The 26864-nt window shown below is 59.3% G+C and carries 22 protein-coding genes; 13 read left to right on the forward strand and 9 right to left on the reverse strand.

The features are described from left to right. Nucleotides 1–198: 198 nt before the first annotated feature. Nucleotides 199–1695, forward strand: a complete 1497-nt coding sequence (locus tag KPHS_50130) for a low-affinity phosphate transport protein (RefSeq protein ID YP_005229313.1) — start codon at nucleotides 199–201, stop codon at nucleotides 1693–1695. A 55-nt stretch (nucleotides 1696–1750) separates the two neighbouring features. Here KPHS_50130 and KPHS_50140 read toward each other — a convergent pair whose 3' ends face one another. After that, complete coding sequence (locus tag KPHS_50140; protein ID YP_005229314.1) at nucleotides 1751–1972, reverse strand: universal stress protein UspB; 222 nt, start codon at nucleotides 1970–1972, stop codon at nucleotides 1751–1753. A 496-nt stretch (nucleotides 1973–2468) separates the two neighbouring features. Between KPHS_50140 and KPHS_50150 the strand changes: the two genes are divergently transcribed. Continuing rightward, nucleotides 2469–2906 carry a universal stress protein A gene (locus tag KPHS_50150; protein YP_005229315.1) on the forward strand — a complete coding sequence of 146 codons (438 nt, stop codon included), beginning with the start codon at nucleotides 2469–2471 and terminating at the stop codon, nucleotides 2904–2906. A 280-nt stretch (nucleotides 2907–3186) separates the two neighbouring features. Next, the gene (locus tag KPHS_50160) at nucleotides 3187–4635 is read left to right on the forward strand and encodes an amino acid/peptide transporter (protein YP_005229316.1); all 1449 of its coding nucleotides are present in this window, start codon (nucleotides 3187–3189) and stop codon (nucleotides 4633–4635) included. 145 nt (nucleotides 4636–4780) lie between these two features. Here KPHS_50160 and KPHS_50170 read toward each other — a convergent pair whose 3' ends face one another. The 3 genes from KPHS_50170 to KPHS_50190 form a co-directional block, all read right to left on the reverse strand. Further along, nucleotides 4781–5533, reverse strand: coding sequence for a 16S rRNA (guanine(1516)-N(2))-methyltransferase RsmJ (locus tag KPHS_50170; RefSeq protein ID YP_005229317.1), 753 nt, complete (start codon nucleotides 5531–5533; stop codon nucleotides 4781–4783). Between the two features lie 7 nt (nucleotides 5534–5540). Further along, a complete protein-coding gene (locus tag KPHS_50180) occupies nucleotides 5541–7583 on the reverse strand; it encodes an oligopeptidase A (RefSeq protein YP_005229318.1) in 2043 nt (680 codons plus the stop codon). A gap of 182 nt (nucleotides 7584–7765) precedes the next feature. Then, the gene (locus KPHS_50190; RefSeq protein YP_005229319.1) at nucleotides 7766–9037 is read right to left on the reverse strand and encodes a putative phosphatase; all 1272 of its coding nucleotides are present in this window, start codon (nucleotides 9035–9037) and stop codon (nucleotides 7766–7768) included. Between the two features lie 193 nt (nucleotides 9038–9230). Here KPHS_50190 and KPHS_50200 point away from each other — a divergent pair, with 193 nt between their 5' ends. Both KPHS_50200 and KPHS_50210 read left to right on the forward strand, forming a co-directional pair. Then, entirely contained in the window at nucleotides 9231–10073 is an 843-nt protein-coding gene (locus KPHS_50200; RefSeq protein ID YP_005229320.1) for a 23S rRNA (adenine(2030)-N(6))-methyltransferase RlmJ, read from the forward strand. A gap of 72 nt (nucleotides 10074–10145) precedes the next feature. Further along, nucleotides 10146–11498 (forward strand): glutathione-disulfide reductase, encoded by a 1353-nt coding sequence (locus KPHS_50210; RefSeq protein ID YP_005229321.1) that lies wholly within the window; start codon nucleotides 10146–10148, stop codon nucleotides 11496–11498. 52 nt (nucleotides 11499–11550) lie between these two features. On the opposite strand, the gene KPHS_50220 is transcribed toward KPHS_50210, so the two are convergent. Continuing rightward, on the reverse strand, nucleotides 11551–12213 hold the full coding sequence (locus KPHS_50220) for a putative glutathione S-transferase (protein YP_005229322.1): 663 nt from the start codon (nucleotides 12211–12213) through the stop codon (nucleotides 11551–11553). A gap of 87 nt (nucleotides 12214–12300) precedes the next feature. Between KPHS_50220 and KPHS_50230 the strand changes: the two genes are divergently transcribed. The 3 genes from KPHS_50230 to KPHS_50250 all read left to right on the forward strand — a co-directional run bounded on the left by KPHS_50230 (nucleotide 12301) and on the right by KPHS_50250 (nucleotide 15941). Next, a complete protein-coding gene (locus tag KPHS_50230; protein YP_005229323.1) occupies nucleotides 12301–13449 on the forward strand; it encodes a putative iron-containing alcohol dehydrogenase in 1149 nt (382 codons plus the stop codon). Nucleotides 13450–13688: 239 nt separating this feature from the next. Further along, nucleotides 13689–15341, forward strand: a complete 1653-nt coding sequence (locus tag KPHS_50240) for a cytoplasmic trehalase (protein ID YP_005229324.1) — start codon at nucleotides 13689–13691, stop codon at nucleotides 15339–15341. Between the two features lie 66 nt (nucleotides 15342–15407). Then, nucleotides 15408–15941 (forward strand): putative acetyltransferase, encoded by a 534-nt coding sequence (locus tag KPHS_50250; RefSeq protein ID YP_005229325.1) that lies wholly within the window; start codon nucleotides 15408–15410, stop codon nucleotides 15939–15941. Nucleotides 15942–15975: 34 nt separating this feature from the next. Here the strand turns inward: KPHS_50250 and KPHS_50260 are convergent, their stop codons facing one another. Beyond that, on the reverse strand, nucleotides 15976–16734 hold the full coding sequence (locus KPHS_50260) for an oxidoreductase (protein ID YP_005229326.1): 759 nt from the start codon (nucleotides 16732–16734) through the stop codon (nucleotides 15976–15978). A gap of 119 nt (nucleotides 16735–16853) precedes the next feature. Here KPHS_50260 and KPHS_50270 point away from each other — a divergent pair, with 119 nt between their 5' ends. The 3 genes from KPHS_50270 (at nucleotide 16854) to KPHS_50290 (ending at nucleotide 20485) form a co-directional block, all read left to right on the forward strand. Continuing rightward, nucleotides 16854–17753, forward strand: coding sequence for a putative LysR-family transcriptional regulator (locus KPHS_50270; RefSeq protein YP_005229327.1), 900 nt, complete (start codon nucleotides 16854–16856; stop codon nucleotides 17751–17753). 106 nt (nucleotides 17754–17859) lie between these two features. Then, complete coding sequence (locus KPHS_50280) at nucleotides 17860–18891, forward strand: inner membrane protein YhjD (protein ID YP_005229328.1); 1032 nt, start codon at nucleotides 17860–17862, stop codon at nucleotides 18889–18891. 271 nt (nucleotides 18892–19162) lie between these two features. Next, the gene (locus KPHS_50290) at nucleotides 19163–20485 is read left to right on the forward strand and encodes a metabolite/H+ symporter, major facilitator superfamily (MFS) (protein YP_005229329.1); all 1323 of its coding nucleotides are present in this window, start codon (nucleotides 19163–19165) and stop codon (nucleotides 20483–20485) included. A 37-nt stretch (nucleotides 20486–20522) separates the two neighbouring features. Here the strand turns inward: KPHS_50290 and KPHS_50300 are convergent, their stop codons facing one another. Next, a complete protein-coding gene (locus KPHS_50300; RefSeq protein ID YP_005229330.1) occupies nucleotides 20523–22574 on the reverse strand; it encodes an AsmA family protein in 2052 nt (683 codons plus the stop codon). Between the two features lie 16 nt (nucleotides 22575–22590). On the opposite strand from KPHS_50300, the gene KPHS_50310 reads away from it, so the two are divergent. Both KPHS_50310 and KPHS_50320 read left to right on the forward strand, forming a co-directional pair. After that, nucleotides 22591–22776 carry an antibiotic biosynthesis monooxygenase gene (locus tag KPHS_50310; RefSeq protein ID YP_005229331.1) on the forward strand — a complete coding sequence of 62 codons (186 nt, stop codon included), beginning with the start codon at nucleotides 22591–22593 and terminating at the stop codon, nucleotides 22774–22776. Further along, the gene (locus KPHS_50320; RefSeq protein YP_005229332.1) at nucleotides 22769–23698 is read left to right on the forward strand and encodes a ketodeoxygluconokinase; all 930 of its coding nucleotides are present in this window, start codon (nucleotides 22769–22771) and stop codon (nucleotides 23696–23698) included. The genes KPHS_50310 and KPHS_50320 overlap by 8 nt, the downstream gene beginning before the upstream one ends. Nucleotides 23699–23752: 54 nt before the next feature. Here KPHS_50320 and KPHS_50330 read toward each other — a convergent pair whose 3' ends face one another. Both KPHS_50330 and KPHS_50340 read right to left on the reverse strand, forming a co-directional pair. Continuing rightward, complete coding sequence (locus tag KPHS_50330) at nucleotides 23753–25255, reverse strand: putative peptidase (protein ID YP_005229333.1); 1503 nt, start codon at nucleotides 25253–25255, stop codon at nucleotides 23753–23755. 219 nt (nucleotides 25256–25474) lie between these two features. Next, the gene (locus KPHS_50340) at nucleotides 25475–26761 is read right to left on the reverse strand and encodes a C4-dicarboxylate transporter DctA (RefSeq protein ID YP_005229334.1); all 1287 of its coding nucleotides are present in this window, start codon (nucleotides 26759–26761) and stop codon (nucleotides 25475–25477) included. Nucleotides 26762–26864 lie beyond the last annotated feature (103 nt).

Here is a 26864-nt window from a genome sequence, read left to right on the forward strand (position 1 = left end):
TTGTAAATATTTCACTCTGGTCACACCAGCGGGAAAAATCCCGCATTAGATACATCATTGAAAGATATAGGATTACTCCCAACAGGGTAAAACCTAAACAGGAAGAAAATCAAAAAAAGTCTATATTTCACTTTGCCCGCGCCGCTAAAGTCACTGATAATGCGCCGCGTTCATGTCCTCAAAATGGCGTAACGTCCTATGCTACATTTATTTGCCGGTCTGGATTTACATACCGGACTATTATTATTGCTTGCTTTAGCTTTTGTACTGTTTTACGAAGCGATTAACGGTTTCCATGATACCGCAAACGCGGTGGCTACGGTTATCTACACTCGCGCAATGCGCTCACAGCTCGCTGTGGCGATGGCGGCGCTCTTCAACTTCTTCGGCGTTCTGCTGGGCGGTCTCAGCGTAGCCTATGCCATCGTGCATATGCTGCCGACCGATCTGCTGCTTAACATGGGTTCCGCACATGGCCTCGCCATGGTGTTCTCTATGCTGCTGGCGGCGATCATCTGGAACCTCGGCACCTGGTACTTCGGTCTTCCAGCTTCCAGTTCTCATACCCTGATTGGCGCCATCATCGGCATTGGTTTAACCAATGCGCTGATGACCGGTACTTCCGTGGTTGATGCGCTGAATATCCCGAAAGTCATCGGTATTTTTGCTTCGCTTATCATCTCGCCGATCGTCGGTCTGGTGATCGCGGGCGGCCTGATTTTCCTGCTGCGTCGCTACTGGAGCGGAACCAAAAAACGCGCGCGTATCCACCTGACGCCCGCAGAGCGTGAAAAGAAAGACGGTAAGAAAAAGCCGCCGTTCTGGACCCGTATCGCGCTGATCCTGTCTGCTATTGGCGTGTCGTTCTCTCACGGTGCTAACGATGGGCAGAAAGGCATTGGCCTGGTGATGCTGGTGCTGATCGGCGTCGCGCCGGCGGGTTTCGTGGTGAATATGAATGCCTCTGGTTACGAAATCACCCGTACCCGCGATGCGGTCAACAACGTGGAAACCTTCTTCCAGCAGCGTCCTGAACTGCTGAAAAAAGCCACCGGCGTCGATCAGCTGGTGCCTTCTCCGGATACCAATACCGCGGCCAATGGCGAGTTCCACTGCCATCCGGCGAACACCATCAACGCCCTTGACCGCGTCAAAACCATGCTGACCGGCGTTGAGAACTACGAGTCGCTAAAACCGGAACAGCGCGGCCAGCTGCGTCGCATCATGCTCTGCATCTCCGACACCACCGACAAGGTGGCGAAGCTGCCGGATGTGAGCGCTGACGACCAGCGTCTGCTGAAGAAACTGAAAACCGATATGCTGAGCACCATCGAGTACGCGCCAATCTGGATTATCATGGCTGTCGCGCTGGCGCTGGGTATCGGCACCATGATCGGCTGGCGCCGCGTGGCGACCACCATCGGTGAGAAGATTGGTAAGAAAGGCATGACCTACGCTCAGGGGATGTCGGCTCAGATGACCGCAGCGGTTTCTATCGGTCTGGCGAGCTACACCGGGATGCCGGTTTCCACCACCCACGTACTCTCCTCCTCGGTAGCGGGGACGATGCTGGTGGATGGCGGTGGTCTGCAGAAAAAGACGGTGACCAGCATTCTGATGGCCTGGGTGCTGACCCTGCCGGCAGCGATTATCCTTTCAGGCGTCCTTTACTGGCTCTCCCTGAAACTGATTTAAGCGTTATTCGTTCAAAACGGGCCAGCTTGCTGGCCCGTTTTTTTATTCTGAAACGTTAGTGCCAGATCATCAGCGCAATCAGGCTCACCACCACCAGGCCGCACAGGGCGCTGGTCAGGATAAACTGGCGACGAACACGTTCGCAGCGACGAATAAATTCATCATCGTGATGGTCACGGTAGCGCTGGGCATAGATATACCACACCAGCCGCATCTGTTTGCTGGGCTGCCCGTGCGAGGTAAAAAAGCCGCCGCCATCAACATACTGATAGAGCAAGGGATCGCAACCACGTAGCACCACCAATAATGCACGCAACGATGAGAAGTAGCGTGCCATATTCACCACACAAACGACACACAGGGCCCAAAACAGCGCAATAGTGCTGATCATACCTCCTCCCCGGCGACCCGCCTACGGAGAAAACCTCCGCGGCTACCGCTCCCCAAATAACCCACGACGATACCGTAAAGAGTGCGATTCCGATCACATTTATTTTTCCGACCGGCTCATTAAATAGTGTAGGAGATCCATTAATTTTTTTACCACAAGGTTATTCGTTATCAATACGTAAGACGGATAAATTTGTTTAACTTTTAGGTGAACCCAGTGCATTGACGGAGTGCGGGGGGCGCTATAAGGTAGGAAATATCTTCTACAATGAAGTCCTTAAAGGCTACCCTCCCGCGAATGTAGCACGCAGGACGCGGGCGAAACGGCAGCGCCAGCTGTCAGGTCCAATGGTCATCGACAAACTTATGGAAGGAGTAACACTATGGCTTACAAACATATTCTGATTGCAGTAGACCTGTCCCCGGAGAGTAAAGTACTGGTTGAAAAAGCCGTTTCTATGGCCCGCCCGTATAACGCGAAAGTCTCCCTGATCCATGTGGATGTGAATTACTCCGACCTCTACACCGGGCTGATTGACGTTAACCTCGGCGACATGCAAAAACGCATCTCCGAAGAGACCCATCACGCGCTGACCGAGCTCTCGACCAACGCAGGCTATCCCATCACCGAGACCCTGAGCGGCAGCGGCGACCTTGGCCAGGTGCTGGTCGATGCGATTAAAAAATACGATATGGACCTGGTGGTCTGCGGCCATCATCAGGACTTCTGGAGCAAGCTGATGTCCTCTGCCCGCCAGCTGATTAACACCGTTCATGTCGACATGCTGATCGTCCCGCTGCGCGACGAAGAAGACGAATAACCGTCTCGTTTTATCCGCGCAATACGCCCGCCGATGCGGGCGTTTTTTATTTTCGCTTTCCCTCGCCATGCGGCAGAACTTCAATCCATAAAATCGCCATTCAATTAGTGTGATCAACCAGTTATTCGGCGAAATATCTATATAATAATCTATTCCATAAGCCAATAACCGCAGCATGGCGAGTTATCAGACATTTTCGGCGCGTTCTGGCATACGCGTTCATACTTTTTGGGAAAGTAATACAAGGCGAAGGAATATGAATACAACTGCACCTACGGGCTTGCTGCAGCAACCTCGTCCGTTCTTTATGATCTTCTTTGTGGAGCTCTGGGAACGTTTTGGCTATTACGGCGTTCAGGGGATCCTGGCGGTCTTCTTTGTTAAACAGCTGGGCTTCTCTCAGGAACAGGCCTTTATCACCTTCGGCGCCTTCGCGGCGCTGGTTTACGGGCTGATCTCCATCGGCGGCTACGTGGGCGACCATTTGCTGGGGACCAAACGCACGCTGGTGCTCGGCGCCATTGTGCTGGCTATCGGCTACTTTATGACCGGGATGTCGCTGCTGAAACCGCAGCTGATCTTTATCGCTCTCGGCACCATCGCCGTCGGCAACGGTTTGTTTAAAGCCAACCCGGCGAGCCTGCTCTCCAAATGCTATCCGCCGAAGGATGCCCGTCTCGACGGGGCATTTACCCTGTTCTATATGTCGATAAACATCGGTTCGCTGCTGTCGCTGTCGCTGGCGCCGGTGATCGCCGAAAAATTTGGCTACGCGGTAACCTATAACCTGTGCGGCGCGGGGCTGATTATCGCGCTGCTGGTCTACTTCGCCTGCCGCGGGATGGTGAAAGATATTGGCTCCGAGCCGGATCATCGCCCCCTCAGCCTACGCAATCTGGCGCTGGTGCTGGCCGGTACGGTGGTAATGATTTTTCTCTGCGCCTGGCTGATGCATAACGTGATGATCGCCAACCTGGTGCTGATTGTTCTGTCGGTCGTGGTTATTGCGTTCTTTTTCCGTGAGGCGTTTCGCCTCGATAAAACTGGACGCAACAAAATGTTCGTCGCCTTTATTCTGATGATCGAGGCGGTGCTGTTTTACATTCTGTATGCCCAGATGCCGACCTCGCTGAACTTCTTCGCCATCAACAACGTCCATCATGAGATCCTTGGCTTTACCATCAACCCGGTCAGCTTCCAGGCGCTGAATCCCTTCTGGGTAGTGGTCGCCAGCCCGGTGCTGGCGGCGATCTACACCCATCTCGGTCATAAGGGTAAAGACCTGACCATGCCGGTGAAATTTACCCTCGGGATGTTCCTCTGCGCGCTGGGCTTCCTGACCGCCGCGGCGGCCGGGATGTGGTTCGCCGACGCCCAGGGGTTAACCTCGCCGTGGTTTATTGTGCTGGTTTATCTGTTCCAGAGTCTGGGCGAACTGTTAATCAGCGCTCTGGGGCTGGCGATGGTTGCCGCGCTGGTGCCGCAGCATCTGATGGGCTTTATTCTGGGGATGTGGTTTCTGACCCAGGCCGCCGCTTTCCTGCTGGGCGGCTATGTGGCGACCTTTACCGCGGTGCCGGAAAACATCACCGACCCGCTGCAGACCCTGCCGGTCTACACCAATGTGTTCAGTAAAATTGGCCTGGTGACGCTGGGCGTCACGGTGGTAATGGCGCTGATGGTGCCGTGGCTGAACCGGATGATTAATACCCCGGCCAGCGCCGAATAACCGTTTGAGATGGCCGATCCGCACTGGCGCCGTTTGTTCAGATATTGTGGTTCCCGGCTTGCGCTACGCTGAGCCGGGCGACGATTCGGTAGCCCGGATAAGGCGCGTTGCGCCGCTATCCGGGAGATACCACCACGGCGTAATATTACTCCGGCGTACCGGCGTAAATATCAAACCGATGCCCTTTGGTCACCACCGCATTCGGCGTGGCGACTTCCGCCAGCGGCGGCGCATAATCCGGGCGCTTCACCACCACCCGCTTGGTCGCCAGCTGGCGCGCCGGGGCCAGCAGGCCATCGGCGTCTAAATCCGGCCCCACCAGCGACTGAAAGACGCGCATCTCTTTCTTCACCAGCGCGCTTTTCTGCTTATGCGGGAACATCGGATCGAGGTACACCACCTGCGGGCGCGGGGTGATATCGGTTAACGCCGTCAGGCTGGAGGCGTGGATCAGCTGCAGCCGCTCCTGCAGCCAGCCGCCGATTTCCGCGTCAGCATAGCCGCGCGCCAGGCCATCATCGAGCAGCGCGGCGACCACCGGATTACGCTCCAGCATCCGCACGCGACAGCCGACTGACGCCAGCACAAAGGCATCGCGTCCCAGCCCGGCCGTCGCATCGACGACATCCGGCAGGTAATCGCCTTTAATACCCACCGCTTTAGCCACCGCTTCGCCGCGGCCGCCGCCAAACTTGCGCCGGTGGGCCATCGCCCCGCCGACGAAATCGACGAAGATGCCGCCAAGCTTGGGCTCATCGCGCTTGCGTAGCTCCAGATGCTCCGTCGTCAGCGCCAGCGCCATCGGGTTATCGTCATCCTGCTCCAGCCCCCAGCGGGCGGCTAAAACAGATAAGGCGCCGTCACCGGCGCCTGTTTCATCAATTAAGCAGATCTTCACGTAGCAATCAGCCTTTGATCCCGTAATGCTCCAGCATCGCGTCCAGCTGCGGCTCGCGCCCGCGGAAGCGTTTGAACAGCTCCATCGGCTCTTCGGAACCGCCGCGGCTCAGGATATTGTCGAGGAACGACTGACCGGTTTCACGGTTGAAAATCCCCTCTTCTTCGAAGCGTGAGAAGGCGTCTGCCGCCAGCACGTCGGCCCACAGGTAGCTGTAGTAACCTGCCGCATAGCCGCCAGCGAAGATGTGGCTGAAGGCGTGCGGGAAGCGGCCCCAGGTCGGCCCCGGCACCACGGCGACCTGCTTTTTAATCTCGGCCAGGGTCTCAAGGATTTTCGCCCCCTGCTCCGGTTTGTACTCCGCATGCAGGCGGAAATCGAACAGGCCGAACTCCAGCTGGCGCAGAATAAACATCGCCGCCTGGTAGTTTTTCGCCGCCAGCATTTTCTCCAGCAGCTCCTGCGGCAGCGGTTCACCGGTTTCATAATGGCCGGAGATAAACGCCAGCGCTTCCGGCTCCCAGCACCAGTTCTCCATAAACTGGCTCGGCAGCTCGACCGCATCCCACGGCACCCCGCTGATGCCGGAAACCCCGGCGGTGTCGATGCGGGTCAGCATATGGTGCAGACCGTGGCCGAACTCGTGGAACAGGGTGATCACTTCGTCATGGGTGAACAGCGCCGGCTTGCCGTTGACCGGGCGGTTGAAGTTACAGGTCAGGTAGGCGACCGGCTTCTGCAGGGAACCATCCAGTTTACGCATCTGGCCGACGCAGTCGTCCATCCACGCCCCCCCGCGCTTATGTTCGCGGGCATACAGGTCGAGATAGAAGCTGCCGCGCAGCTCGTTGTGTTCGTCATACAGCTCGAAGAAGCGCACTTCCGGATGCCACACATCGACATCGGTACGCTCTTTAGCGGTAATACCGTAAATGCGCTTAACCACTTCAAACAGGCCGCTAACGGCTTTGTTTTCCGGGAAATAGGGGCGCAGCTGCTCATCACTGATGCTGTAGAGGTGCTGCTTCTGTTTTTCGCTGTAGTAGGCAATGTCCCACGGCTGCAGCTCATCGACGCCAAACTCGGCTTTGGCGAAGGCGCGCAGCTGGGCCAGCTCTTTTTCGCCCTGCGGACGGGCGCGTTTTGCCAGGTCGGTGAGAAAGTCGAGCACCTGCTGCGGATCCTTCGCCATTTTGGTGGCGAGGGATTTATACGCATAGCTGTCAAAGCCCAACAGCTGCGCCAGCTCGTGACGCAGGGCGAGGATCTCCGCCATCACCGGGCTGTTATCCCATTTCCCGGCGTTCGGGCCCTGATCGGAGGCGCGGGTGGAATAGGCGCGATACATCTCTTCGCGCAGCGCCTGGTTATCGCAGTAGGTCATCACCGGCAGATAGCTCGGAATATCCAGGGTCAGCAGATACCCTTCCTGCTCTTTGGCCTGCGCCTGAGCCTGAGCGGCGGCCAGCGCGCTTTCCGGCATGCCGGCCAGATCGGCGACATCGGTCACCAGCTTGTTCCAGCCCATGGTGGCGTCGAGGACGTTGTTGCTGTACTGGTTGCCCAGCTCAGAGAGGCGCGCGGCGATTTCACCGTAGCGTTTCTGCGCCTCCGGCGGCAGGCCAATCCCGGATAATTCAAAATCGCGCAGCGCGTTATCAACCGCTTTTTTCTGCGCGGTATTCAGCGTGGCGTAGTTATCGCCATCGCGCAGGTCGCGGTAGGCTTTATACAGGCCTTCATGCTGGCCGACCCAGGTGCTGTACTCGGAGAGCAGCGGCAGCGTCTGTTCGTAGGCCTCACGCAGTTCAGGGCTGTTTTTAACCGAATTCAGATGGCTGACAGGCGAGAAGATGCGTCCCAGCACATCGTCCACTTCCGCCAGCGGCTGGCAAAGATTTTCCCAGCTATACGGCGCGCCATGCGCCACCGCGCTTTCCACCGCGGCCCGGCAATCCTCCAGCGCTTTGGTGACCGCAGGGACCACGTGCTCTGGTTTGATCGCAGAAAAAGGCGGCAGGGAGAAAGGCGTCAATAATGGATTGGTCATATGCGCTGTCCTGTTGAAAAGGGTGAATGAAGCGCGCGTCCGGCGCTTATGCATGAGATCTAGAATGGGGGATAGTTGGGGGAATTTCAATGACGGGCGGTGCGTCAGCCTGGGTATTGCTGCGATAAGTCCGCCCGTTGCCGGAAAAGCGCGACACGCAGTGCAGCGTGCCGGAAACCACATTAATGCCTTTTTTGCGCCATCTCCCAGGCCGCCGACAGATTCAGCCGCTGCCAGAATTGCTGTTCGGGGGTGGCGCCGGATAGCGGGTAACCCGCCGGCAGCGCGGTGTTGACCATCAGCGCCCGACGCTGGGCAGCTGACAGATGCGGCAGGGCATCTTCCAGCAGCACTTCCGCCCCCTCCGGCACCTGTAAACGCGGCTGCGGACCCTTCTGCTGCGGCAGATCGTAGGTCATGGTGAAGCGAGAGAAATCACGCATCGCCGGATCGCGCCAGGGATCGTCTTTCACGCTGCTCTTCGCGCACTCGGCAAGCGATGTGCCGCAGGCCTTCGCCAGCGCGGCGCGCAGCTGATCGCGGGCTTCGTTAAATAATACCCGGTAGTGCGGATCGTTAAGATAGTGGGCCACGTTGCGCTCGGCCACCATTCGCGAGCCGATCACGTCCAGCGGGTAGTGGACGCCCAGCACGATGCGCGAGAAGCCATAGCGGGCGCCGCGCGCCACCAGCGCGTCGTAGCGCTCCGGGATCATCGCCGCCAGCAGCAGCGCATCGGTATAGCCGGTGTTGGTGTGGCCGCTGGGGAACGAGCCGCCGTCGGCGGTGTAGGGCTGGTTATCTTTCACCACCACATCGTCAGGCACCAGGTGAATGGTGTTGCCCTGCACCAGAAACGGCCGCGGATTGTTGAAGTGCTTTTTCGCCTCGCCGGTGCTGACCTCCGAGGCTTTGATCAACGCTGCCGCTTTCCCCAGCGCGCCCTGGTCATAGGCGGTCAGAAACGCTTTGCCAAGGCGTGGCCCCAGCGCGTCGCTGAGGAAGTAGAGGTAGCTAATGCCTTCCGCATCGGCCAGCGCCTGACGGCGCGTGGTCTGCACGGCGTCGCGATTGATGGCGGTCACTGTCGCCAGATTCTGCTTCACGACGGTCTCCGGCAGGGTACTGAACGCCGACAGCAGCGCAATGCCCGCCTGCTGGTTGGCCCGGGTCTGGAAGTCATAGCCGCTGGCCTTCAGCCAGGCGGTATCGGCCTGAGTTTGGTTTTGTTTGGTGTGCGCCAGCCGATCGCGGGTCAGCGTGGCGGCATCCCCCTGCAGAGCGTGGCGTAGCTGCGCCAGCGCCTGTTGCTCAAGATCGTCATACGCCTGGCTGGAGGCAGCCGGCGTCACGCTATTGGCGAGGGCCGCCGCCCTGTTCAGCGGGATGTCTTTAGCCAGAACCGGTTGCGCCAGCAGCAGCGCGACGGCCAGCAGCGAGAGTTGCCTTTTCATTATTTTTCCTTTTATTCAAATAATTACCTTGCCTGTACCCGACACTAGCGCGGCCGTTTGACGTTTTTATGACAGCGTTATGTTTTGCAACGCTTTTAGCAGAAATGAAACAGCGCGGCGGCGCAGCGGTAATCTCGGCCGATCTGCGGTAAACTATCGGTTAACTTGTTTACTTCCCGGAATCTCTGCATCCATGCTCAGTTATCGCCACAGCTTTCACGCAGGCAACCACGCCGACGTCCTCAAACACACCGTTCAGAGCCTGATCATTGAATCACTGAAAGAGAAAGAAAAACCGTTTCTCTACCTGGACACTCACGCCGGCGCGGGCCGCTATCAGCTGAGCGGCGAGCACGCCGAACGTACCGGCGAGTATCTTGAAGGCATCGCCCGCATCTGGCAGCAGGACGACCTGCCGGCAGAGCTGGAGCCGTATATTTCGGTCGTAGAACACTTCAACCGTAACGGCCAGCTGCGCTACTACCCGGGCTCGCCGCTGATTGCCCGCCAGCTGCTGCGCGAGCAGGACAGCCTGCAGATGACCGAGCTGCACCCGAGCGACTTCCCGCTGCTGCGCGCTGAATTCCAGAAAGACAGCCGCGCGCGCGTCGATAAAGCCGATGGCTACCAGCAGCTGAAAGCCAAGCTGCCGCCGGTATCGCGCCGCGGTTTGATTCTGATCGACCCGCCGTACGAAATTAAAACCGACTATCAGGCGGTGGTCACCGGGATTAACGAAGGCTACAAACGCTTCGCCACCGGCACCTACGCCCTGTGGTACCCGGTGGTGCTGCGCGCGCAAATCAAACGCATGATCAAAGAGTTAGAAGCCACCGGCATTCGCAAAATCCTGCAGATTGAGCTAGCGGTGCGTCCGGACAGCGACCAGCGCGGCATGACCGCCTCCGGGATGATCGTCATCAACCCGCCGTGGAAGCTGGAGCAGCAGATGAATAACGTGCTGCCGTGGCTGCACAGTAAACTGGTTCCGACCGGCACCGGCCACGCCACCGTCAGCTGGATCGTACCGGAGTAATCGCAACCATCGGTGGAACCTTTTAAGCCTCGCGCTACAATCGCGGCAATCAACGATTAAGGACATATGGGCATGAGCAAACATTATGATTACCTCGCCATCGGCGGCGGTAGCGGCGGTATCGCCTCAATTAACCGCGCGGCCATGTACGGCCAGAAGTGCGCGCTGATTGAAGCCAAAGAGCTGGGCGGCACCTGCGTCAACGTCGGCTGCGTGCCGAAAAAGGTGATGTGGCATGCGGCGCAGATCCGCGAAGCGATTCATCTTTACGGCCCGGACTACGGTTTCGATACCACCATCAACCATTTTGACTGGGAGAAGCTGGTCGCCAGCCGTAGCGCCTATATCGACCGTATTCATACCTCTTACGACAACGTACTGGGTAAGAATAAAGTCGACGTGATCAAAGGCTTCGCGCGCTTTGTCGATGCCCACACCGTGGAAGTCAACGGCGAGATCATCACCGCTGACCATATCCTGATCGCCACCGGCGGCCGGCCGAGCCACCCGGATATTCCGGGCGTCGAATACGGTATTGATTCCGACGGTTTCTTCGAACTGCCGGCGCTGCCGAAGCGCGTGGCGGTGGTCGGCGCAGGCTATATCGCCGTTGAGCTGGCGGGGGTGATTAACGGCCTCGGCGCCGAAACCCACCTGTTCGTGCGCAAACACGCGCCGCTGCGCAGTTTCGATCCGCTGATCGTTGAGACCCTGGTGGAAGTGATGAACGCCGAAGGCCCGCAGCTGCATACCAATGCGATCCCGAAAGCGGTGGTGAAGAATGCCGACGGCAGCCTGACGCTGGAGCTGGAAGATGGCCGCAGCCAGACCGTTGACTGCCTGATCTGGGCGATTGGCCGCGAACCGGCGACCGACAACTTCAATCTGGCGGCAACGGGCGTTAAAACCAACGATAAAGGGTACATCATCGTTGATAAATTCCAGAACACCAACGTGCCGGGCATCTACGCGGTGGGCGATAATACCGGCGCCGTTGAGCTGACGCCGGTCGCCGTGGCCGCAGGCCGTCGTCTCTCCGAACGCCTGTTTAACAACAAACCGGAAGAGCATCTGGACTACAGCAACATCCCGACCGTGGTCTTCAGCCATCCGCCAATCGGCACCGTCGGCTTAACCGAGCCGCAGGCGCGCGAGCAGTACGGCGACGACGCCGTGAAGGTCTACAAATCTTCCTTCACCGCGATGTATACCGCCGTGACCTCTCACCGTCAGCCGTGCCGCATGAAGCTGGTGTGCGTCGGCCCGGAAGAGAAGATTGTCGGCATCCACGGCATCGGCTTCGGGATGGATGAGATGCTGCAGGGCTTTGCGGTGGCCCTGAAGATGGGCGCCACCAAAAAAGACTTCGACAACACCGTCGCCATTCACCCGACGGCGGCAGAAGAGTTCGTCACCATGCGCTAAGACGCGATCGCCGGATGATAAAAAGAAGCCCCGGGGGCTTCTTTTTTTATGCTCAGGCCACGCCGTTATTGCCATGGCGCATAAACGCCGGGCGCTGATTGAGCGCCATATACCAGCGCTCCACGGCTGGCATCTCCGGATGGGCGAAAGGGGTCATTTTCCAGCGATGCACCGACAGCCCCAGCACGATATCGGCCAGGGTGAAGCGCTCGCCGGCTATCCACGCCCCGGTACGCTGCAGCTGCGCTTCAACAATGCGCACGCAGTGGGTCCAGGCGGCAATACTCTCTTTAATCGCCACCGGATCCTGAAAGCGCGGATCTTTACGCACCAGCCCCATAAAAGCATGGCGCCAGGCAGTGTTAAACTCGGTCGCCTGCCAGTCCATCCAGTGCTCCACCTCGGCGGCGGGCTGCGGTTCGGCGGGCAGCAGATCCCAGCGCTCCGCTTTGCGCGCCAGATAGCGGCAGATACTGTTCGACTCCCAGAGCACGAAGTCATCGTCCAGTAGCACCGGCACCAGGCTGTTAGGATTCAGACGCTGAAACTCAGGCGTATCCAGGGGCTTAAATCCGCTGCCGTAATCTTCCTGCTGGTACGCCAGCCCGGCTTCCTCGCAGGTCCACAACACTTTCCGTACATTGATTGAAGAGCGTTTACCCAGAATTGTTAGCATCGTCAGCGATTCCTCAGCCATAAAAGACAGTTCATTCACTCTACTCTATTGCCAGCCAGCAACAAGGCAGAGCGCTGGATAATGTGTATAGTTGATTCCAGCCTGTTTGCCGAAAAGGAACCCGACATGTTGACCCCTTTTACCGTTTTGATGCCTGCAAATATTCGTTTTGGCCGTGGTCAGGCCGAGAGCGCCGCCCCCTGGCTGGCGCAACAGGGCGGCCCAATCCTGCTGGTGCATGGCGCCAGCCCGCAGCGGGCGGCGTTTCTCCGCCAGCAGCTGGAGACGCTGCAGCTTGCGGTCACGACGCTGGCGATAAGTCGCGAACCCTGGCTTAGCGATATCGAGCAGGGCGTCCAGCTGGCGCGCGAGAAAGGGATCAGAGCGGTGGTCAGCCTCGGCGGCGGCGCGGTGATTGACGCCGGTAAGGCGATTGCGGCGCTGGTCCCCGCCGCCGGCCCGGTGATCGACTATCTGGAGGTGGTGGGAACGGGCCGTCAGCTGGAAGCCAGTCCCCTGCCGTTCGTGGCGATCCCCACCACCGCTGGCACGGGCGCGGAGGCCACCAAAAATGCGGTGATCAACGTTCCGGAACAGCAGCGGAAAGTGAGCCTGCGCGACGACCGAATGCTGCCTGACCTGGCGATTGTCGACCCGGCGCTAACCGACAACGCGCCGCGGAGCATCACCCTGAGCTCCGGCCTCGACGCCCTGACCCAGGTGATCGAGCCCTGGCTCTGCAGCCGGGCCACTCCCTTCACCGATGCTCTCTGCCAGCAGGCGATCCCGCGGGGAATTCGCGCGCTAAAAATCCTGATGGAACAAGAGTGTCCGGCCAGCCGCGACGAGATGGCCTGGGTCAGCCTGTGCGGCGGACTGGCGCTGGCGAACGCCGGGCTGGGGGTGATCCACGGCCTCGCCGGCCCGCTGGGCGGCCTGAGCCGCGCCTCGCACGGCGCCCTATGCGGCAGTTTGTTGCCGTTTGGCCTGGCGCTCAATGAGTCGCAGATCAACGACCCTGGCCTGCGCCAGCGCGTTAACGATGTCCGCCGCTGGCTGGCCGACGGGCTGGACGTCCCTGTGGATCGGGTCTGGGACAGTCTGCGGGAATGGAGCCATCGCGCTGGCCTTGGCACCCTGCGCGACCTCGGCGTAGCGCGCGATGCGCTGGAACCGGCGGCGCTGGCCGCCAGCACCTCCTCATCGATGAAGGCCAACCCGGTCAGCCTGAGCGGCGAACAGCTGCTGGAGATGCTGGAGGCGGCGTGGGAGTGAGCGCCCCGGGATAAAATTTTGTTGCATAATGAATGCTCCGAATTTCATCTGCGCCAGGATGTACAATTTTTAATTACTTATCAACAGCGTACTTTGAAATGGCAGCTTTTCTTCTCGGCGGAAAAGCGTGATCTCACGCACAGTTTGCTTCACACTCACCGAAGCGACTGTCTACGCTTAATAGACAAGGCCGGGTATGCCCGGCCCCGAACTCACGCTATCCGGAGGTCCGTATCGCTATGTTCAGCCAGAAATTACGCCACGTTGAAGACGACGAGTTAAGGATCGACATCGATCCCTGCTACGAAGCCGATCCGTACGAATTAAAGCTGGATGAGATGATAGACGCTGAACCGGAGCCTGAGGTGATCGAGGGGCTTCCGGCGTCCGATGCCCTCACCCCGGCGGATCGCTATCTTGAGCTGTTTACCAACGTGCAGAAATCACGCATTTTCGCGGACAGCAAAACCTTCCCCGACTGCGCGCCGAAACACGATCCGCTGGACATCCTGCGGAACTACCGCAAGGTCAAACGCCAGCCCGACTTCGATCTGCGGCAGTTCGTTGAGGACAACTTCTGGCTGCCGGAGAGCCAGAGCGACATCTATATCTCCGACCCCAGCCTGACCCTGAAAGAACACATCGACAAGCTGTGGCCGGTGCTGACCCGCGAGCCTCAGGATCATATCCCGTGGTCATCGCTACTGGCGCTGCCGCAGGCCTACATCGTGCCCGGCGGTCGCTTTAGCGAAACCTATTACTGGGACTCTTATTTCACCATGCTGGGGCTGGCGGAGAGCGGCCGGGAAGATTTGCTGAAATGCATGGCCGATAACTTTGCCTGGCTGATTGAAACCTACGGCCACATTCCGAACGGCAACCGCACCTACTACCTCAGCCGCTCGCAGCCGCCGGTGTTCGCCCTGATGGTCGAACTCTTTGAAGAGGATGGCGTGCGCGGCGCGAAGCGCTATCTGGACCATCTGAAGATGGAGCACGCCTTCTGGATGGACGGCGCCGAGTCGTTGATCCCGCACCAGGCGTATCGCCACGTGGTGCGTATGCCGGATGGCTCCCTGCTCAATCGCTACTGGGACGACCGTGACACGCCGCGGGATGAGTCGTGGCGCGAAGACGTGGAGACCGCCCGACACTCCGGGCGGCCCGCCAATGAAGTGTACCGCGACCTGCGGGCGGGCGCCGCGTCCGGCTGGGACTACTCCAGCCGCTGGCTGCGGGATATCACGCGGCTGGCCAGCATCCGCACGACGCAGTTTATCCCCATCGACCTGAACGCCTTCCTGTTCAAGCTGGAGACGACCATTGCCAACCTCTCCGGCCTGAAGGGCGATCGCGAGACGGAGGCGGCCTTCCGCCAGAAGGCCCAGGATCGGCGGGCGGCGGTCAACCGCTATCTGTGGGATGATGAGAACGGCTGTTTCCGCGATTATGACTGGCGCCGTGAACAGCTGGCGCTGTTTTCCGCAGCCAGTATCGTCACCCTTTACGTCGGCCTGGCGACCCACGAACAGGCAGAACGCCTTGCCGATGCGGTGCGGGCCCGCCTGCTCACCCCCGGGGGGATCATGGCCACCGAATACGAAAGCGGTGAGCAGTGGGATAAACCCAACGGCTGGGCGCCGCTGCAGTGGATGGCGATCCAGGGATTTAAACGTTACGGCCAGGATCCTCTGGGAGATGAGATTGCCTGGAGCTGGCTGCAGACGGTCAACCACTTTTACAAGCAGCATCACAAGCTGATTGAAAAATACCATATTGCCACCGGCGTCCCCCATGAGGGCGGCGGCGGGGAGTATCCCCTGCAGGATGGCTTTGGCTGGACCAACGGCGTGGTGCGCCGACTGATTGGCCTGTACGGTGAGCCAACCTAGTCGGGCTGTTCCCGGCGGCTTTCTCCTGCTATGTTCAGAGGATTCGCCCTGCCCGGAACGACGCTTATGCCTGAACTTCTGACGCCGCGCCTGCGCTGCTCACCGCTGCAGCTGGACGACTGGTCGTTTTTTCTTTCCCTGCAGCAGGATCCGCAGGTCATGCTCTACGTCGCCGATCCCCGACCGCAGGCGGCCATCCGCGAGGCGTTCGATTCGCGGCTGCCGCCGTGGACGCCCGGGGATGAACACTGGCTGTGCCTGGTGGTGCGCGACAGGCTGACCCATACCCCGCTCGGCCTGACCGGTTACCAGCATCATCAGCGCGACATTGCCGAGGTTGGCTTTCTCTTCGCCCCGGCGGCGCAGGGCCGGGGCTACGGCTACGAATCGCTGCGCGCGCTGTGCGACTACGCCTTTACCACCGGCGGCGTCCGCCGCCTGACCGCCAGCGTCACCGCCGGCAACGAGGCGTCTAAGCAGTTACTGCTCAAAGCCGGCTTCCGGCTGGAGGGAGAGCTGCGGGAAAACTACTGGCTCAACGGACGCTGGCACAACGACTGGCTGTTCGGTCGGCTGCGTGGGGAGGGCGATGCGCCGTAGCGCACCGCCGGTCACAGGCTGGGGGCAGTCAGGATCAGAGGAACATCCCACCCGAGACTTCCACACGCTGCGCGTTCATCCACGCCAGCTCATCGCTGAGCAGGGCGGCGATGGCGTCGCCGATATCATCAGGCAGCCCAACGCGCCCCAGCGCAGTCTGGGCGGCGATATGCCGATTCACCTCGGCGTTATCGCGCACCTCCCCGCCGCCAAAGTCGGTCTCAATGGCCCCCGGCGCGATGATGTTCACCGATATCCCCCGTCCGCCCAGCTCTTTCGCCTGATAGCGGGTCAGAACCTCCATCGCCCCCTTCATCGCGGCGTAGGCCGCATAGCCCGGCAGGGCAAAGCGCGCCAGGCCGCTGGAGACATTGAGGATACGCCCCCCATCCTGCAGGAGAGGCAGCAGACGCTGGGTCAGGAAAAACGGCCCTTTGAACTGGATATTCATCAGCTCGTCAAACTGCGCTTCGCTGGTCTCGGCGAAGGGCGCGTTGAGTCCGATCCCGGCATTGTTCAGTAAATAATCAAAGGTTGTGCGTCCCCACTTCTGCGCCAGCACCTGCGCCACCTCGCTGGCGAATGCGTCAAATGTTGTGGAATCGCCGACGTTCAGCGCTAATGCTGCCGCTTTGACCCCTTTTTGCTCTATTTCCGCCACCACGTCGAGGGCCGCCTGGCGGTTGCTGTGATAGGTCAAAAGAATATCGGTTCCCTTTGCCGCCAGCTTCAACGCGGCGTTTTTACCCAGACCGCGGCTGCCGCCGGTCACTAAAGCGATACGTTGTGTCATCAGAAGACCCCTTTCAGGTTGCGTTGTGATTGTGTTGTAGCTTATTAACTGCTCATGCAACAATAAATACGCTATATTGCGTTTTACTGTTTCATTAACAACAACAATAGGCGATCGGCATGGATAAAATTCATGCAATGCAGTTATTCATTCGCGTAGCGGACCTGGAGAGCTTCTCCCGCGCCGCCGAGACCCTGGCGCTACCTAAGGGAAGCGTCTCGCGACAGATTCAGGCCCTGGAAAGCCATCTTGGCGTGCGGCTCCTGCACCGCACCACCCGCCGGGTCCAGCTCACCCAGGATGGGATGGTCTACTACGAGCGGGCGAAAGATCTGCTGAGCAACCTCGACGAACTGGACGGCATGTTCCAGCACGATCCGGCGAGCATCAGCGGCCGGCTGCGGGTGGATATGCCGGTCGGTTTTGCTAAAAAAATGGTGATCCCGCATCTGCCGACTTTTTTACAGCAGTATCCGGGCATCGAACTGGAGCTGAGCAGCAGCGATCGGCTGGTGGACGTGATCCGCGAGGGGTTTGACTGCGTGGTGCGCGTCGGCGCGCTCAAAGACTCAGGGCTGATTGCCCGGCCGCTGGGCAAGCTGACGCAAATTAACTGCGCCAGCCCGGACTATCTGGCGCGTTTTGGCTATCCGCAATCCCTGGAGGATCTGGCGGATCATGCCCTGATCCACTACGCCAGCACCCTCGGGGTCCGTCCCCCCGGCTTTGAGGTAATGATCGACGGCGCGGTGCGCTGGGTAAAAACCGGCGGCATATTGACGGTCAACAGTACGGAAACCTATCAGGCAGCCTGTATCGCCGGGCTGGGGATTATTCAGGTGCCACGCACCGGCGTGCGCGAGGCGTTACGCGCCGGCGACCTGATTGAGATCCTGCCCCAGTACCGCGCCGAGCCGCTGCCGGTCTCGCTGATCTACCCGCACCGGCGCAATCTCTCCCGCCGGGTAAATCTGTTTATGGAGTGGCTGGGCGGGCTTATGAAAGCGTATGTCGATTGAGCGGCGCGGCCGGAAAACGGGCGGCGGGGAGAGGCATTCCTGCAGGATACGGCATTTAAGGTATACTTTTTGCTGAATCTCGCTGTAAAAAAGGAAGAAATTACGTATGACGCCGGAAAACGACGATCGACGCCCGCCACAGGAACCGGATACGCAGCCGGAGAAAAGCAAAAGCACGCTCGAGGCCCTCAATGACACCGCCGTCGGGCAAAAAGCCAGCCAGGCGCTGAAGACCGTCACCGGAACGGCGGCCAAAGTGCAGCGCAACCCGGTGATCGCCCATCTGTTGCGCGCCGCAGAGCGCTTCAATGACCGGCTCGGCAATCAGTTTGGGGCGGCTATCACCTATTTCTCGTTCCTGTCGATGATCCCGATCCTGATGGTCTCCTTTGCCGCCGCCGGCTTCGTGCTGGCCTGGCACCCAACCCTGCTGCAGGACATTTTCGACAAAATTCTGCAAAACGTCAGCGACCCAACGCTGGCGGCAACGTTGAAAAACACCATCAACACCGCGGTGCAACAGCGCACCGCCGTCGGTCTGGTCGGCCTGCTGGTCGCCCTCTATTCCGGTATTAACTGGATGGGCAACCTGCGCGAAGCGATCCGCGCTCAATCGCGCGACGTCTGGGAGCGCCGGCCGCAGGACGAGGAGAAAATCTGGGTCAAGTACTTCCGCGATCTTATCTCGCTGATCGGTCTGCTGGTGGCGCTGATTATTACGCTGTCCATCACCTCCGTCGCCGGCTCCGCCCAGCAGATGATTATCTCCGCGCTGTATCTCGACAACATTGAATGGCTGAAACCCGCCTGGCGGCTAATCGGCCTCGCCATCTCGATTTTTGCCAACTATCTGCTCTTTTTCTGGATTTTCTGGCGCCTGCCGCGCCATCGTCCGCGGCGCAAGGCCCTGTTTCGCGGCACGCTTATCGCGGCGATTGGCTTTGAAATCATAAAAATCGTCATGACCTGGACGCTGCCGGCGCTGGTGAAATCCCCGTCCGGGGCGGCGTTCGGATCGGTGCTGGGGCTGATGGCCTTTTTCTATTTCTTCGCCCGCCTGACGCTATTCTGCGCCGCGTGGATCGCCACCGCGGAGTATAAAGACGACCGGCGGATGCCGGGCAAAACCCACCGCTGAGGTATTGCGAGGATGAATAAAAGAGGCAAAATTCATCCTCGCGCTTGATTTCAGCAGATAAATCCAGCATGTAACTTTTATTTAACTCAAAACTGGTTTTATTCTCTATCTTTTTAATTGTGTGAAGCATTTCATAGAACTATTTTTACTGGTGTAAAAATTATCCGCTTTTTGCCTCTTTTTTGCCCATTTTCCGCGTTTGTTACAGATTGAAATGTCCCTGTGGCTGTGGCTATATGGCTTTTCGTTCGCGCAAAAATAAGAAAGATCTATGCAAGCCACAGCCACAACTCTCGAAAACACGCAGGAAACCGCCCCGGTCAACTCACGCAACAAGGTTGTTGTCGCCTCGCTCATTGGCACCGCCATTGAGTTTTTCGACTTCTACATCTATGCCACCGCCGCGGTCATCGTCTTCCCGCATATCTTTTTCCCGCAGGGCGATGCCGCTGCGGCCACCCTGCAGTCGCTGGCCACCTTCGCCATCGCCTTCGTCGCCCGGCCGATCGGCTCCGCGCTGTTTGGCCACTTCGGCGATCGCGTCGGCCGGAAGGTCACCCTCGTGGCCTCGCTGTTAACCATGGGGATCTCCACCGTGGTGATCGGCCTGCTGCCCGGCTATGAAATCATTGGCATTGTCGCGCCGATGCTGCTGGCGCTGGCGCGTTTCGGTCAGGGCCTTGGCCTCGGCGGGGAATGGGGCGGCGCAGCGCTGCTGGCTACGGAAAACGCCCCGGCGCGCAAGCGCGCCCTGTACGGCTCCTTCCCGCAGCTGGGCGCGCCGATCGGCTTCTTCTTCGCCAACGGCACCTTCCTGCTGCTCTCCTGGCTGCTGACCGACCAGCAGTTTATGGAGTGGGGCTGGCGCGTGCCGTTTATCTTCTCTGCGGTGCTGGTGATCATCGGTCTGTATGTTCGCGTCTCGCTGCATGAGACCCCGGTCTTCGCCAAAGTGGCGGCGGCGAAAAAACAGGTCAAAATCCCGCTGGGTACCCTGTTGACCAAACACGTCCGGGTGACGGTGCTGGGCACCTTCATCATGCTGGCCACTTATACCCTGTTCTACATCATGACCGTCTACTCGATGACCTTCAGCACCGGCGCGGCGCCGAATGGCCTGGGTCTGCCGCGTAACGAAGTGCTGTGGATGCTGATGATGGCGGTGATTGGCTTTGGCGTAATGGTGCCTGTCGCCGGCCTGCTGGCGGACGCTTTTGGTCGTCGCAAGAGCATGATTATCATCACCACGATGATTATTTTGTTCGCCCTGTTCGCCTTTAAACCGCTGCTGGGCTCCGGCAATCCGCTGCTGGTCTTCGCCTTCCTGCTGCTGGGCTTAAGCCTGATGGGACTGACCTTTGGCCCGATGGGCGCGCTGCTCCCGGAGCTGTTCCCGACGGAAGTGCGCTACACCGGCGCGTCGTTCTCCTATAACGTGTCGTCGATCCTCGGCGCTTCGGTCGCGCCGTACATTGCCGCCTGGCTGCAGGGTAACTACGGTCTCGCGGCGGTCGGCACCTATCTGGCGGCGATGGCGGCGCTGACGCTGATCGCCCTGCTGCTGACCCACGAGACCCGCCACCAGTCGTTGTGATCCTTCGCCCTGACGCCCCCGGCGTCAGGGCTCTCCTCTACTTTTTCATCTGCGACAAAATGGTCCGACACTGGTTGCTATCGCCCTCCGCCGGGGAGATCAGCGCCAGCAGCGCGGCGGCCGGCGTCACCAGGGTTGCCAGCGCCGCCGCTACCGCGCCGCGGACAATCAGCGGCCCGGCCTTCACCCCCGCCTGCGGCGATTTAAAGGTGCCCCGGACATACAGCGGGGAACGCAGGGTGATCACCCGAAAGCCTTTGCTTTCCGGATCGATGGTCAGGTCCAGCTGCTCGGAGGCGAAGCTGGCGGTCCCGGTCACATTGATCAGCGCGTTTTCTGTATCGAAGGCAAAAATCTGCGGCCGGGCGACGCCGTTGGTTACGTCGATATTGGCCGCGGCGCAGTTCACCCGAACCTCCTCATCGCCAAAAATCTGGCCGATCAGGTAGTTACCGACGTTAAGACCGAGGATTTCCATCAGGTTGCGACTGATCAGTCCGTCGTTCATCAGCAGCTTCAGGTTACCGTTGCTGTTGCCGAGCAGGGCCGCCACCGAGTTGCCGCTGCCGCGCAGCTGGACGTCGCCATTCATCTCGCCGAGGGTTTTCTGCATCATCTCGACGTTTGGCATCAGCGCCTTCAGCTTCAGGCGTCGCGCCTGCAGATTGGCCTCACCCTGCAGCGGCTTTTTATCACCCTGCAGGTGTACGCTGCCGGCAATCGACCCGTTGGCCAGGCCAAAGCGCACCGGCTGCAGGCGCAGGTCACCATCCTCCAGAATCACATGGGTCGACAGATCGCTGATCGGCAGGGTGCCGCCGTGCTCAATTCTCCGGCCCTTAAAGCGCACATCGGCATCCATCACCTGCCACTTGTCGGTTTCAAAGCGGTCCGCCGGCAGCACTTTACCCGCCGGCTGCGGCCGGTCATCCGCCTGGCGCGCAGCGCTTTTCTTCGTCCCTTTGCCGGAATCGACGCCGATTAATGGCCCGAGGTCCGCCAGACGCAGCTGCTTCGACTCCATATCGCCGCTGAGTTTCGGCCGCGGCTTGCCGGTGGTGTAGGTCAGGGAGCCATGAATGTCGCTATCGCCGATTCGGCCGTTAAAATTCTGATAGTTAAAGCGCATGCGGTTTTTTTGCGTAAAGTCGGCGCGCAGGCGGCCGTCGGTGGAGAATGACGGCGTCTCCGGCAGCAGCACGCCGGTCAGGTCATAGAGATCGCGCAGCGAGTCGCCGGCGAATTTTAGCCGCAGGTCAATGCCGCCGACGTTGAGCGGGTCGCTGACCGTGCCGCTGAACGCTACCCGGGTGTTACCGGAGTGGAAGTCGCCCTGCAATGGGAAGGGGGCGCTTGCGCTGCGCAGGGCCAGCATGCCGCCGATTTTCCCGTTGCCGGTGACCGGCTGGCCCTTGTAGCGGCCCTTCAGCGACAGACCAAAGACATAGTCGCCTGGTTTCGCCGCGCTATGGCGATCCTTTGTGCCGGTCACTTCGCTGAACGGCAGCGGTTTGCCGAGGGGATCGACGAGGATGGTGATATCGCTGCGGGTGATCTTGTCGTCAATGGCGATAGTCCCGCGATCAAAGAGAATATTATCGAGGCGAAAGGACCAGCTGGAGGGCGCGCTGTCGTCCGAAGTACGCTTATCGCCCGCCAGCTGAAAGGTCCAGTTATTGTTGTCTTCCGCCAGGCGGATCAACCGTACGTCGGGCTGCTCCAGCTTGATCCACGGCAGGTACACCGTTTTGCTCAGCAGCGCCAGCGGGGCAAGGGTCGCCTCCACCCGCGGCAGATGGATCATGGTCACCTGGGGAATGGCCGGCGGGTTGCCCAGCACGATATCCTCCGCGTGTACGTGGGGCCACGGGATCCAGCTGCGCCAGCCGCGCTCGTCCGGCTGCCGCTCCCAGACCACGCCGAGATCGCCGCGGATGGCGAACGGGCGGTTAAGTTCGGCGGACACTTTCTGATTGATCGTCGGCTTCAGCCGGTTCCAGTCAAAGGTGGCCAGCACGATAAAGAAAAGAACGATCAGCAATAGTATCGTTCCTGTGATGATAACCAACGTTTTACGGGTTCTGCTCATCCCTACTCCGCTCCTTTTGCATCACGTCAGTCCTGAATATAGTCAAAAAGCGGCGTTTATCCTGGAAATGCGCTTTTCGTCACATTACGCGCGTCAGGTCAAAAAAATAATGGAACGATGTTTTAATATGATTGACCAGCAAAACAGCGCAGCGCACACTAGCGCTTATATCGATTCCATTGCAGGTTCTGGCTATGTCTAAAAAAATTGCCGTTATTGGCGAATGCATGATTGAGCTGTCAGAGAAAAACGGGGCCGTTAACCGCGGCTTTGGCGGCGATACCTTAAACACCTCGGTCTATATCGCGCGGCAGACGGATGCCAGCGCATTGAGCGTCCACTACGTCACCGCCCTGGGAACCGATGCGTTCAGCCAGCAGATGCTCGACAGCTGGCAACAGGAAAACGTCAACACCGATCTTATCCAGCGGATGGCCGACCGCCTGCCGGGGTTGTATTACATTGAAACCGATGACACCGGCGAGCGCACCTTCTACTACTGGCGCAACGAGGCGGCGGCAAAGTTCTGGCTGGAGAGCGATCGCGCGGCGGCGATTTGCGAAGAGCTGGCCACTTTCGACTATCTCTATCTGAGCGGCATCAGTCTCGCCATTCTCAGCCCGGCCAGCCGCGACAAGCTGTTCACGCTGCTGCGTGAGTGCCGCGCCAACGGCGGCAAGGTGATCTTCGACAACAACTATCGTCCGCGCCTGTGGGCCAGCCAGGCGGAAACGCAGCAGGTCTATCAGGAAATGCTCGCCTGCACCGATATCGCGTTTCTGACCCTCGATGATGAAGACGCGCTGTGGGGAGAAAAACCGGTTGCTGAGGTGATCGCCCGCACCCACGCCGCCGGCGTGGAAGAGGTGGTGGTGAAGCGCGGCGCGGATGCCTGCCTGGTCTCGGTTAGCGGGCAACCGCTGCGGGAAGTGCCGGCCGTCAGGCTGGCCAAAGAGAAGGTGGTGGATACCACCGCCGCCGGAGACTCCTTCAGCGCCGGCTACCTGGCCGTTCGCCTGACCGGCGGCGATGCCGAATCCGCCGCCAGACGCGGACACCTGACCGCCAGCACGGTGATCCAGTATCGCGGGGCGATCATCCCGCGGGAAGCGATGCCGCAGTAATTCTCCGCACAAAGCGCTCTCCGGCCGCCGCTGGCGCGCCGGAGAGGCGTTAGGTTACTGCCCCGGCGGGATGTCGCTGGCCTCGCTGTGGGCGTCAACCGTATCGGCGCTGCCGCTAGCCGCCGTGGCCGCCGGATTCGGCGCCATCAGTTTTTCCCAGGTGGCCTGCAGTTCCTTCATATTGTATTCCGGTTCGCCCTTCGGCTGTTGCAGCACCAGCGCCATGTCCTGCGAGAGCTGCTGGCGCAGATACTGGTTCAGCATGTCCACCGTCAGGGAGTTGAGGAACTCCTGACGCAGCTTCTGGTACTGCTCCGGCGCGATGTCCACCACCTGATTCTGCAGGGAGCGCATGCGCTGGCTCATCAGAATGTCGGTGTCAGTGCGCGCATAGGTGGCAAACAGCTTCTGCAGCTCGAGGCTTTTCTGAGCGATAAGCGCGTCAAACTCCTCCTGAGGCAGCCCGTTGTCCCGCACTTTCGCCAGCTCGCGCGAAACCACGCTCAGGTTGTTGTTCAGGCGCTCGCCCGGGGAATCGATGTTGATGGCGCACTGCGCGCGCTGATATAGCACCCGGCAGTCAAAGCCAAGGCCAATATCCTTCACGTTATTTTTGCTCAGACTCTGCTGCACGTGCCAGAACAGCGCTTCACGGGCGAGATCGTCACGCCAGTAGCGCTGCAGCGCCGCGGAGTCGCGGATCGGCTGCCATGGCGCATCCCACATGATGGACAGTTTGTCCTGACGCACCGCGTTGGTCATGATGCTGACCGGCACGGTAGGCAGCGGCGATAAGGTCGGCACCGCTGCGGGGGTTTCCCGCTTGCCCTTCAGATCGCCAAAGGTCTTATTGATTTGCTCGGCAACGCTGCGGCTGTCGACATTCCCCACCACGATCAGCGTCATGGCGTCGGGGGTGTACCATTTTTGATAAAAGTCTTTCAGCTGCGCCACATCGATCGGCTGCTTCAGCGGCGCGGCGGGGTCATGGCCCAGCATGGTGGACCCTTTCAGGCGATAGCGCCACCAACCCTCTTTGGTATCCAGTGGCCAGGTCGCCACCATGTCGCTGCCCTGCAGCGCATGATTGATCGATTCAGGCGTAATGGCCAGTTTACCGCTGGCGTCCGCCAGCCAGCTCAGCGCCTCTTTCAACAGATCGTTGCGGTTATTGGGCAGGCTGAGATTAAACATCGTGTAATCGTAGGAGACGATGGCCGGCGGCAGAGGACGCTTCGGGTCAATACTCTGCTGCCATAAAGAGCGCGCCTGCATCGTCGGCAGGCTGCCGCTTTGCGTCAACGCCAGGCGGGGAATAAAGCGGCTGAAACCGCTCTGCTGAGTGCTTTCGCTCAGCGAGCCAATATTGACGGACAAACGGACTTCGATACGGTCGCTGGGACGTTGCGGCGTGGCCAATACCTGCCACGATAAACCATTCGCTAAGGTCCCTTGTTGCCAGGCCGGATCAGGCTGGAGCGCTTCTGCCTGCACATAACCGGCCGCCGCTACCATCAGCAAACCGCCCGTTAAGAGTTTAATTGTTGTGCCCTGCATGTGAACCCCTGATGAACATTCCTGGTTACAACAGCACCCCACTGACGGGCTGCCGAAAAAAGTGAGAGTGAAATACGTCGGTTAGACCACACGGAGACGAAAATGTCGCATGACAACGTAAAATAATCATTTCGTGTCATTCCCGCCGGGCGGGAATGACCTCTAATTATGCGCAGGAGGCCGTACTCCAGCAAGGGAGTACGGGCCTAAGAGGAGGATTTAAGAGGATAATTCGTGCGTTTTGTTCGCCGGAACACGGTTATTCAGAACGTCATCCATCTGTTTGGCATCCAGTTCTTTCACCCATTTCGCCACCACCACCGTGGCAACGCCGTTACCCACCAGGTTAGTCAGCGCGCGGGCTTCGGACATAAAGCGGTCGATACCGAGGATCAGCGCCAGGCCAGCCACCGGTAAATGCCCGACGGCCGAGATGGTCGCCGCCAGCACGATGAAGCCGCTGCCGGTCACCCCTGCCGCCCCTTTCGAGGAGAGCAGCAGCACCACCAGCAGGGTGATCTGATGGAAAATATCCATATGGCTGTTGGTCGCCTGGGCGATAAAGACTGCGGCCATCGTCAGATAGATAGAGGTGCCATCGAGGTTGAACGAATAGCCGGTCGGGATCACCAAGCCCACCACCGATTTGCGGCAGCCCAGCTTCTCCATCTTGTCGAGCATTCTCGGCAGCGCCGATTCTGATGAGGAGGTCCCCAGCACAATCAGCAGCTCTTCCCGGATATAGCGGATAAATTTGAAGATGCTGAAGCCGGTGGCCCGGGCGATGCTCCCCAGCACCACCACCACGAACAGGATACAAGTGATATAGAAGCAGATAATCAGCTGCCCCAGCTGCACCAGGGTGCCGACGCCATATTTACCGATGGTAAAGGCCATGGCTCCGAAGGCGCCGATCGGCGCCAGGCGCATGATCATATTGATAATGCCGAAGATAACCTGGGAGAAGCTTTCAATGACGTTGAAGATCAGCTGGCCCTTGCTGCCCAGACGGTGCAGGGCAAAACCAAACAGGACGGCGAACAGCAGAACCTGCAGAATGTTGCCGCTGGCGAAGGCGCCAATGACGCTGCCCGGGATCACATCCAGTAAAAAGGCCACTACCCCTTGATCTTTAGCCTGCTCAGCGTACACCGCCACCGCTTTCGCATCGAGCGTCGACGGGTCGACGTTCATCCCGGCGCCCGGCTGCACCACGTTGACGATAATCAGACCGATAATCAGCGCGATGGTGCTGACAACTTCGAAATAGAGCAACGCCACCGCCCCGGTACGGCCAACGGCTTTCATGCTTTCCATCCCGGCGATCCCCGTCACGACGGTACAGAAGATAACCGGAGCAATCACCATTTTAATCAGCTTAACGAAGGCGTCGCCAAAGGGTTTCATTTGCGCGCCCAGTTCCGGGTAAAAATGGCCCAGCAGAATACCGATCGCTATGGCCGTCAGCACCTGGACATAGAGGCTTTTAAAGATAGAGGTTTTCATAGGGTGTCCTTTGGGAATAACCACAGAGCAAGAAGGGATATTTGACGTCTGTGGCTTAAAAATAACACCCTGGAAACATTTCAGAAATAACTAACGCCGAAAG

The sequence above is a fragment of the Klebsiella pneumoniae subsp. pneumoniae HS11286 genome, from assembly GCF_000240185.1.
Classification (GTDB): Bacteria; Pseudomonadota; Gammaproteobacteria; order Enterobacterales; family Enterobacteriaceae; genus Klebsiella; species Klebsiella pneumoniae.

Excerpts from the sequence above, each read along its gene's own strand:
- KPHS_50130 (YP_005229313.1), top strand. The coding sequence starts at position 199 with ATGCTACATTTATTTGCCGGTCTGGATTTACATACCGGACTATTATTA.
- KPHS_50150 (YP_005229315.1), top strand. The coding sequence starts at position 2,469 with ATGGCTTACAAACATATTCTGATTGCAGTAGACCTGTCCCCGGAGAGT.
- KPHS_50180 (YP_005229318.1), bottom strand. The coding sequence starts at position 7,583 with ATGACCAATCCATTATTGACGCCTTTCTCCCTGCCGCCTTTTTCTGCG.
- KPHS_50190 (YP_005229319.1), bottom strand. The coding sequence starts at position 9,037 with ATGAAAAGGCAACTCTCGCTGCTGGCCGTCGCGCTGCTGCTGGCGCAA.
- KPHS_50200 (YP_005229320.1), top strand. The coding sequence starts at position 9,231 with ATGCTCAGTTATCGCCACAGCTTTCACGCAGGCAACCACGCCGACGTC.
- KPHS_50210 (YP_005229321.1), top strand. The coding sequence starts at position 10,146 with ATGAGCAAACATTATGATTACCTCGCCATCGGCGGCGGTAGCGGCGGT.
- KPHS_50230 (YP_005229323.1), top strand. The coding sequence starts at position 12,301 with ATGTTGACCCCTTTTACCGTTTTGATGCCTGCAAATATTCGTTTTGGC.
- KPHS_50240 (YP_005229324.1), top strand. The coding sequence starts at position 13,689 with ATGTTCAGCCAGAAATTACGCCACGTTGAAGACGACGAGTTAAGGATC.
- KPHS_50250 (YP_005229325.1), top strand. The coding sequence starts at position 15,408 with ATGCCTGAACTTCTGACGCCGCGCCTGCGCTGCTCACCGCTGCAGCTG.
- KPHS_50260 (YP_005229326.1), bottom strand. The coding sequence starts at position 16,734 with ATGACACAACGTATCGCTTTAGTGACCGGCGGCAGCCGCGGTCTGGGT.
- KPHS_50270 (YP_005229327.1), top strand. The coding sequence starts at position 16,854 with ATGGATAAAATTCATGCAATGCAGTTATTCATTCGCGTAGCGGACCTG.
- KPHS_50280 (YP_005229328.1), top strand. The coding sequence starts at position 17,860 with ATGACGCCGGAAAACGACGATCGACGCCCGCCACAGGAACCGGATACG.
- KPHS_50290 (YP_005229329.1), top strand. The coding sequence starts at position 19,163 with ATGCAAGCCACAGCCACAACTCTCGAAAACACGCAGGAAACCGCCCCG.
- KPHS_50300 (YP_005229330.1), bottom strand. The coding sequence starts at position 22,574 with ATGAGCAGAACCCGTAAAACGTTGGTTATCATCACAGGAACGATACTA.
- KPHS_50320 (YP_005229332.1), top strand. The coding sequence starts at position 22,769 with ATGTCTAAAAAAATTGCCGTTATTGGCGAATGCATGATTGAGCTGTCA.
- KPHS_50330 (YP_005229333.1), bottom strand. The coding sequence starts at position 25,255 with ATGCAGGGCACAACAATTAAACTCTTAACGGGCGGTTTGCTGATGGTA.
- KPHS_50340 (YP_005229334.1), bottom strand. The coding sequence starts at position 26,761 with ATGAAAACCTCTATCTTTAAAAGCCTCTATGTCCAGGTGCTGACGGCC.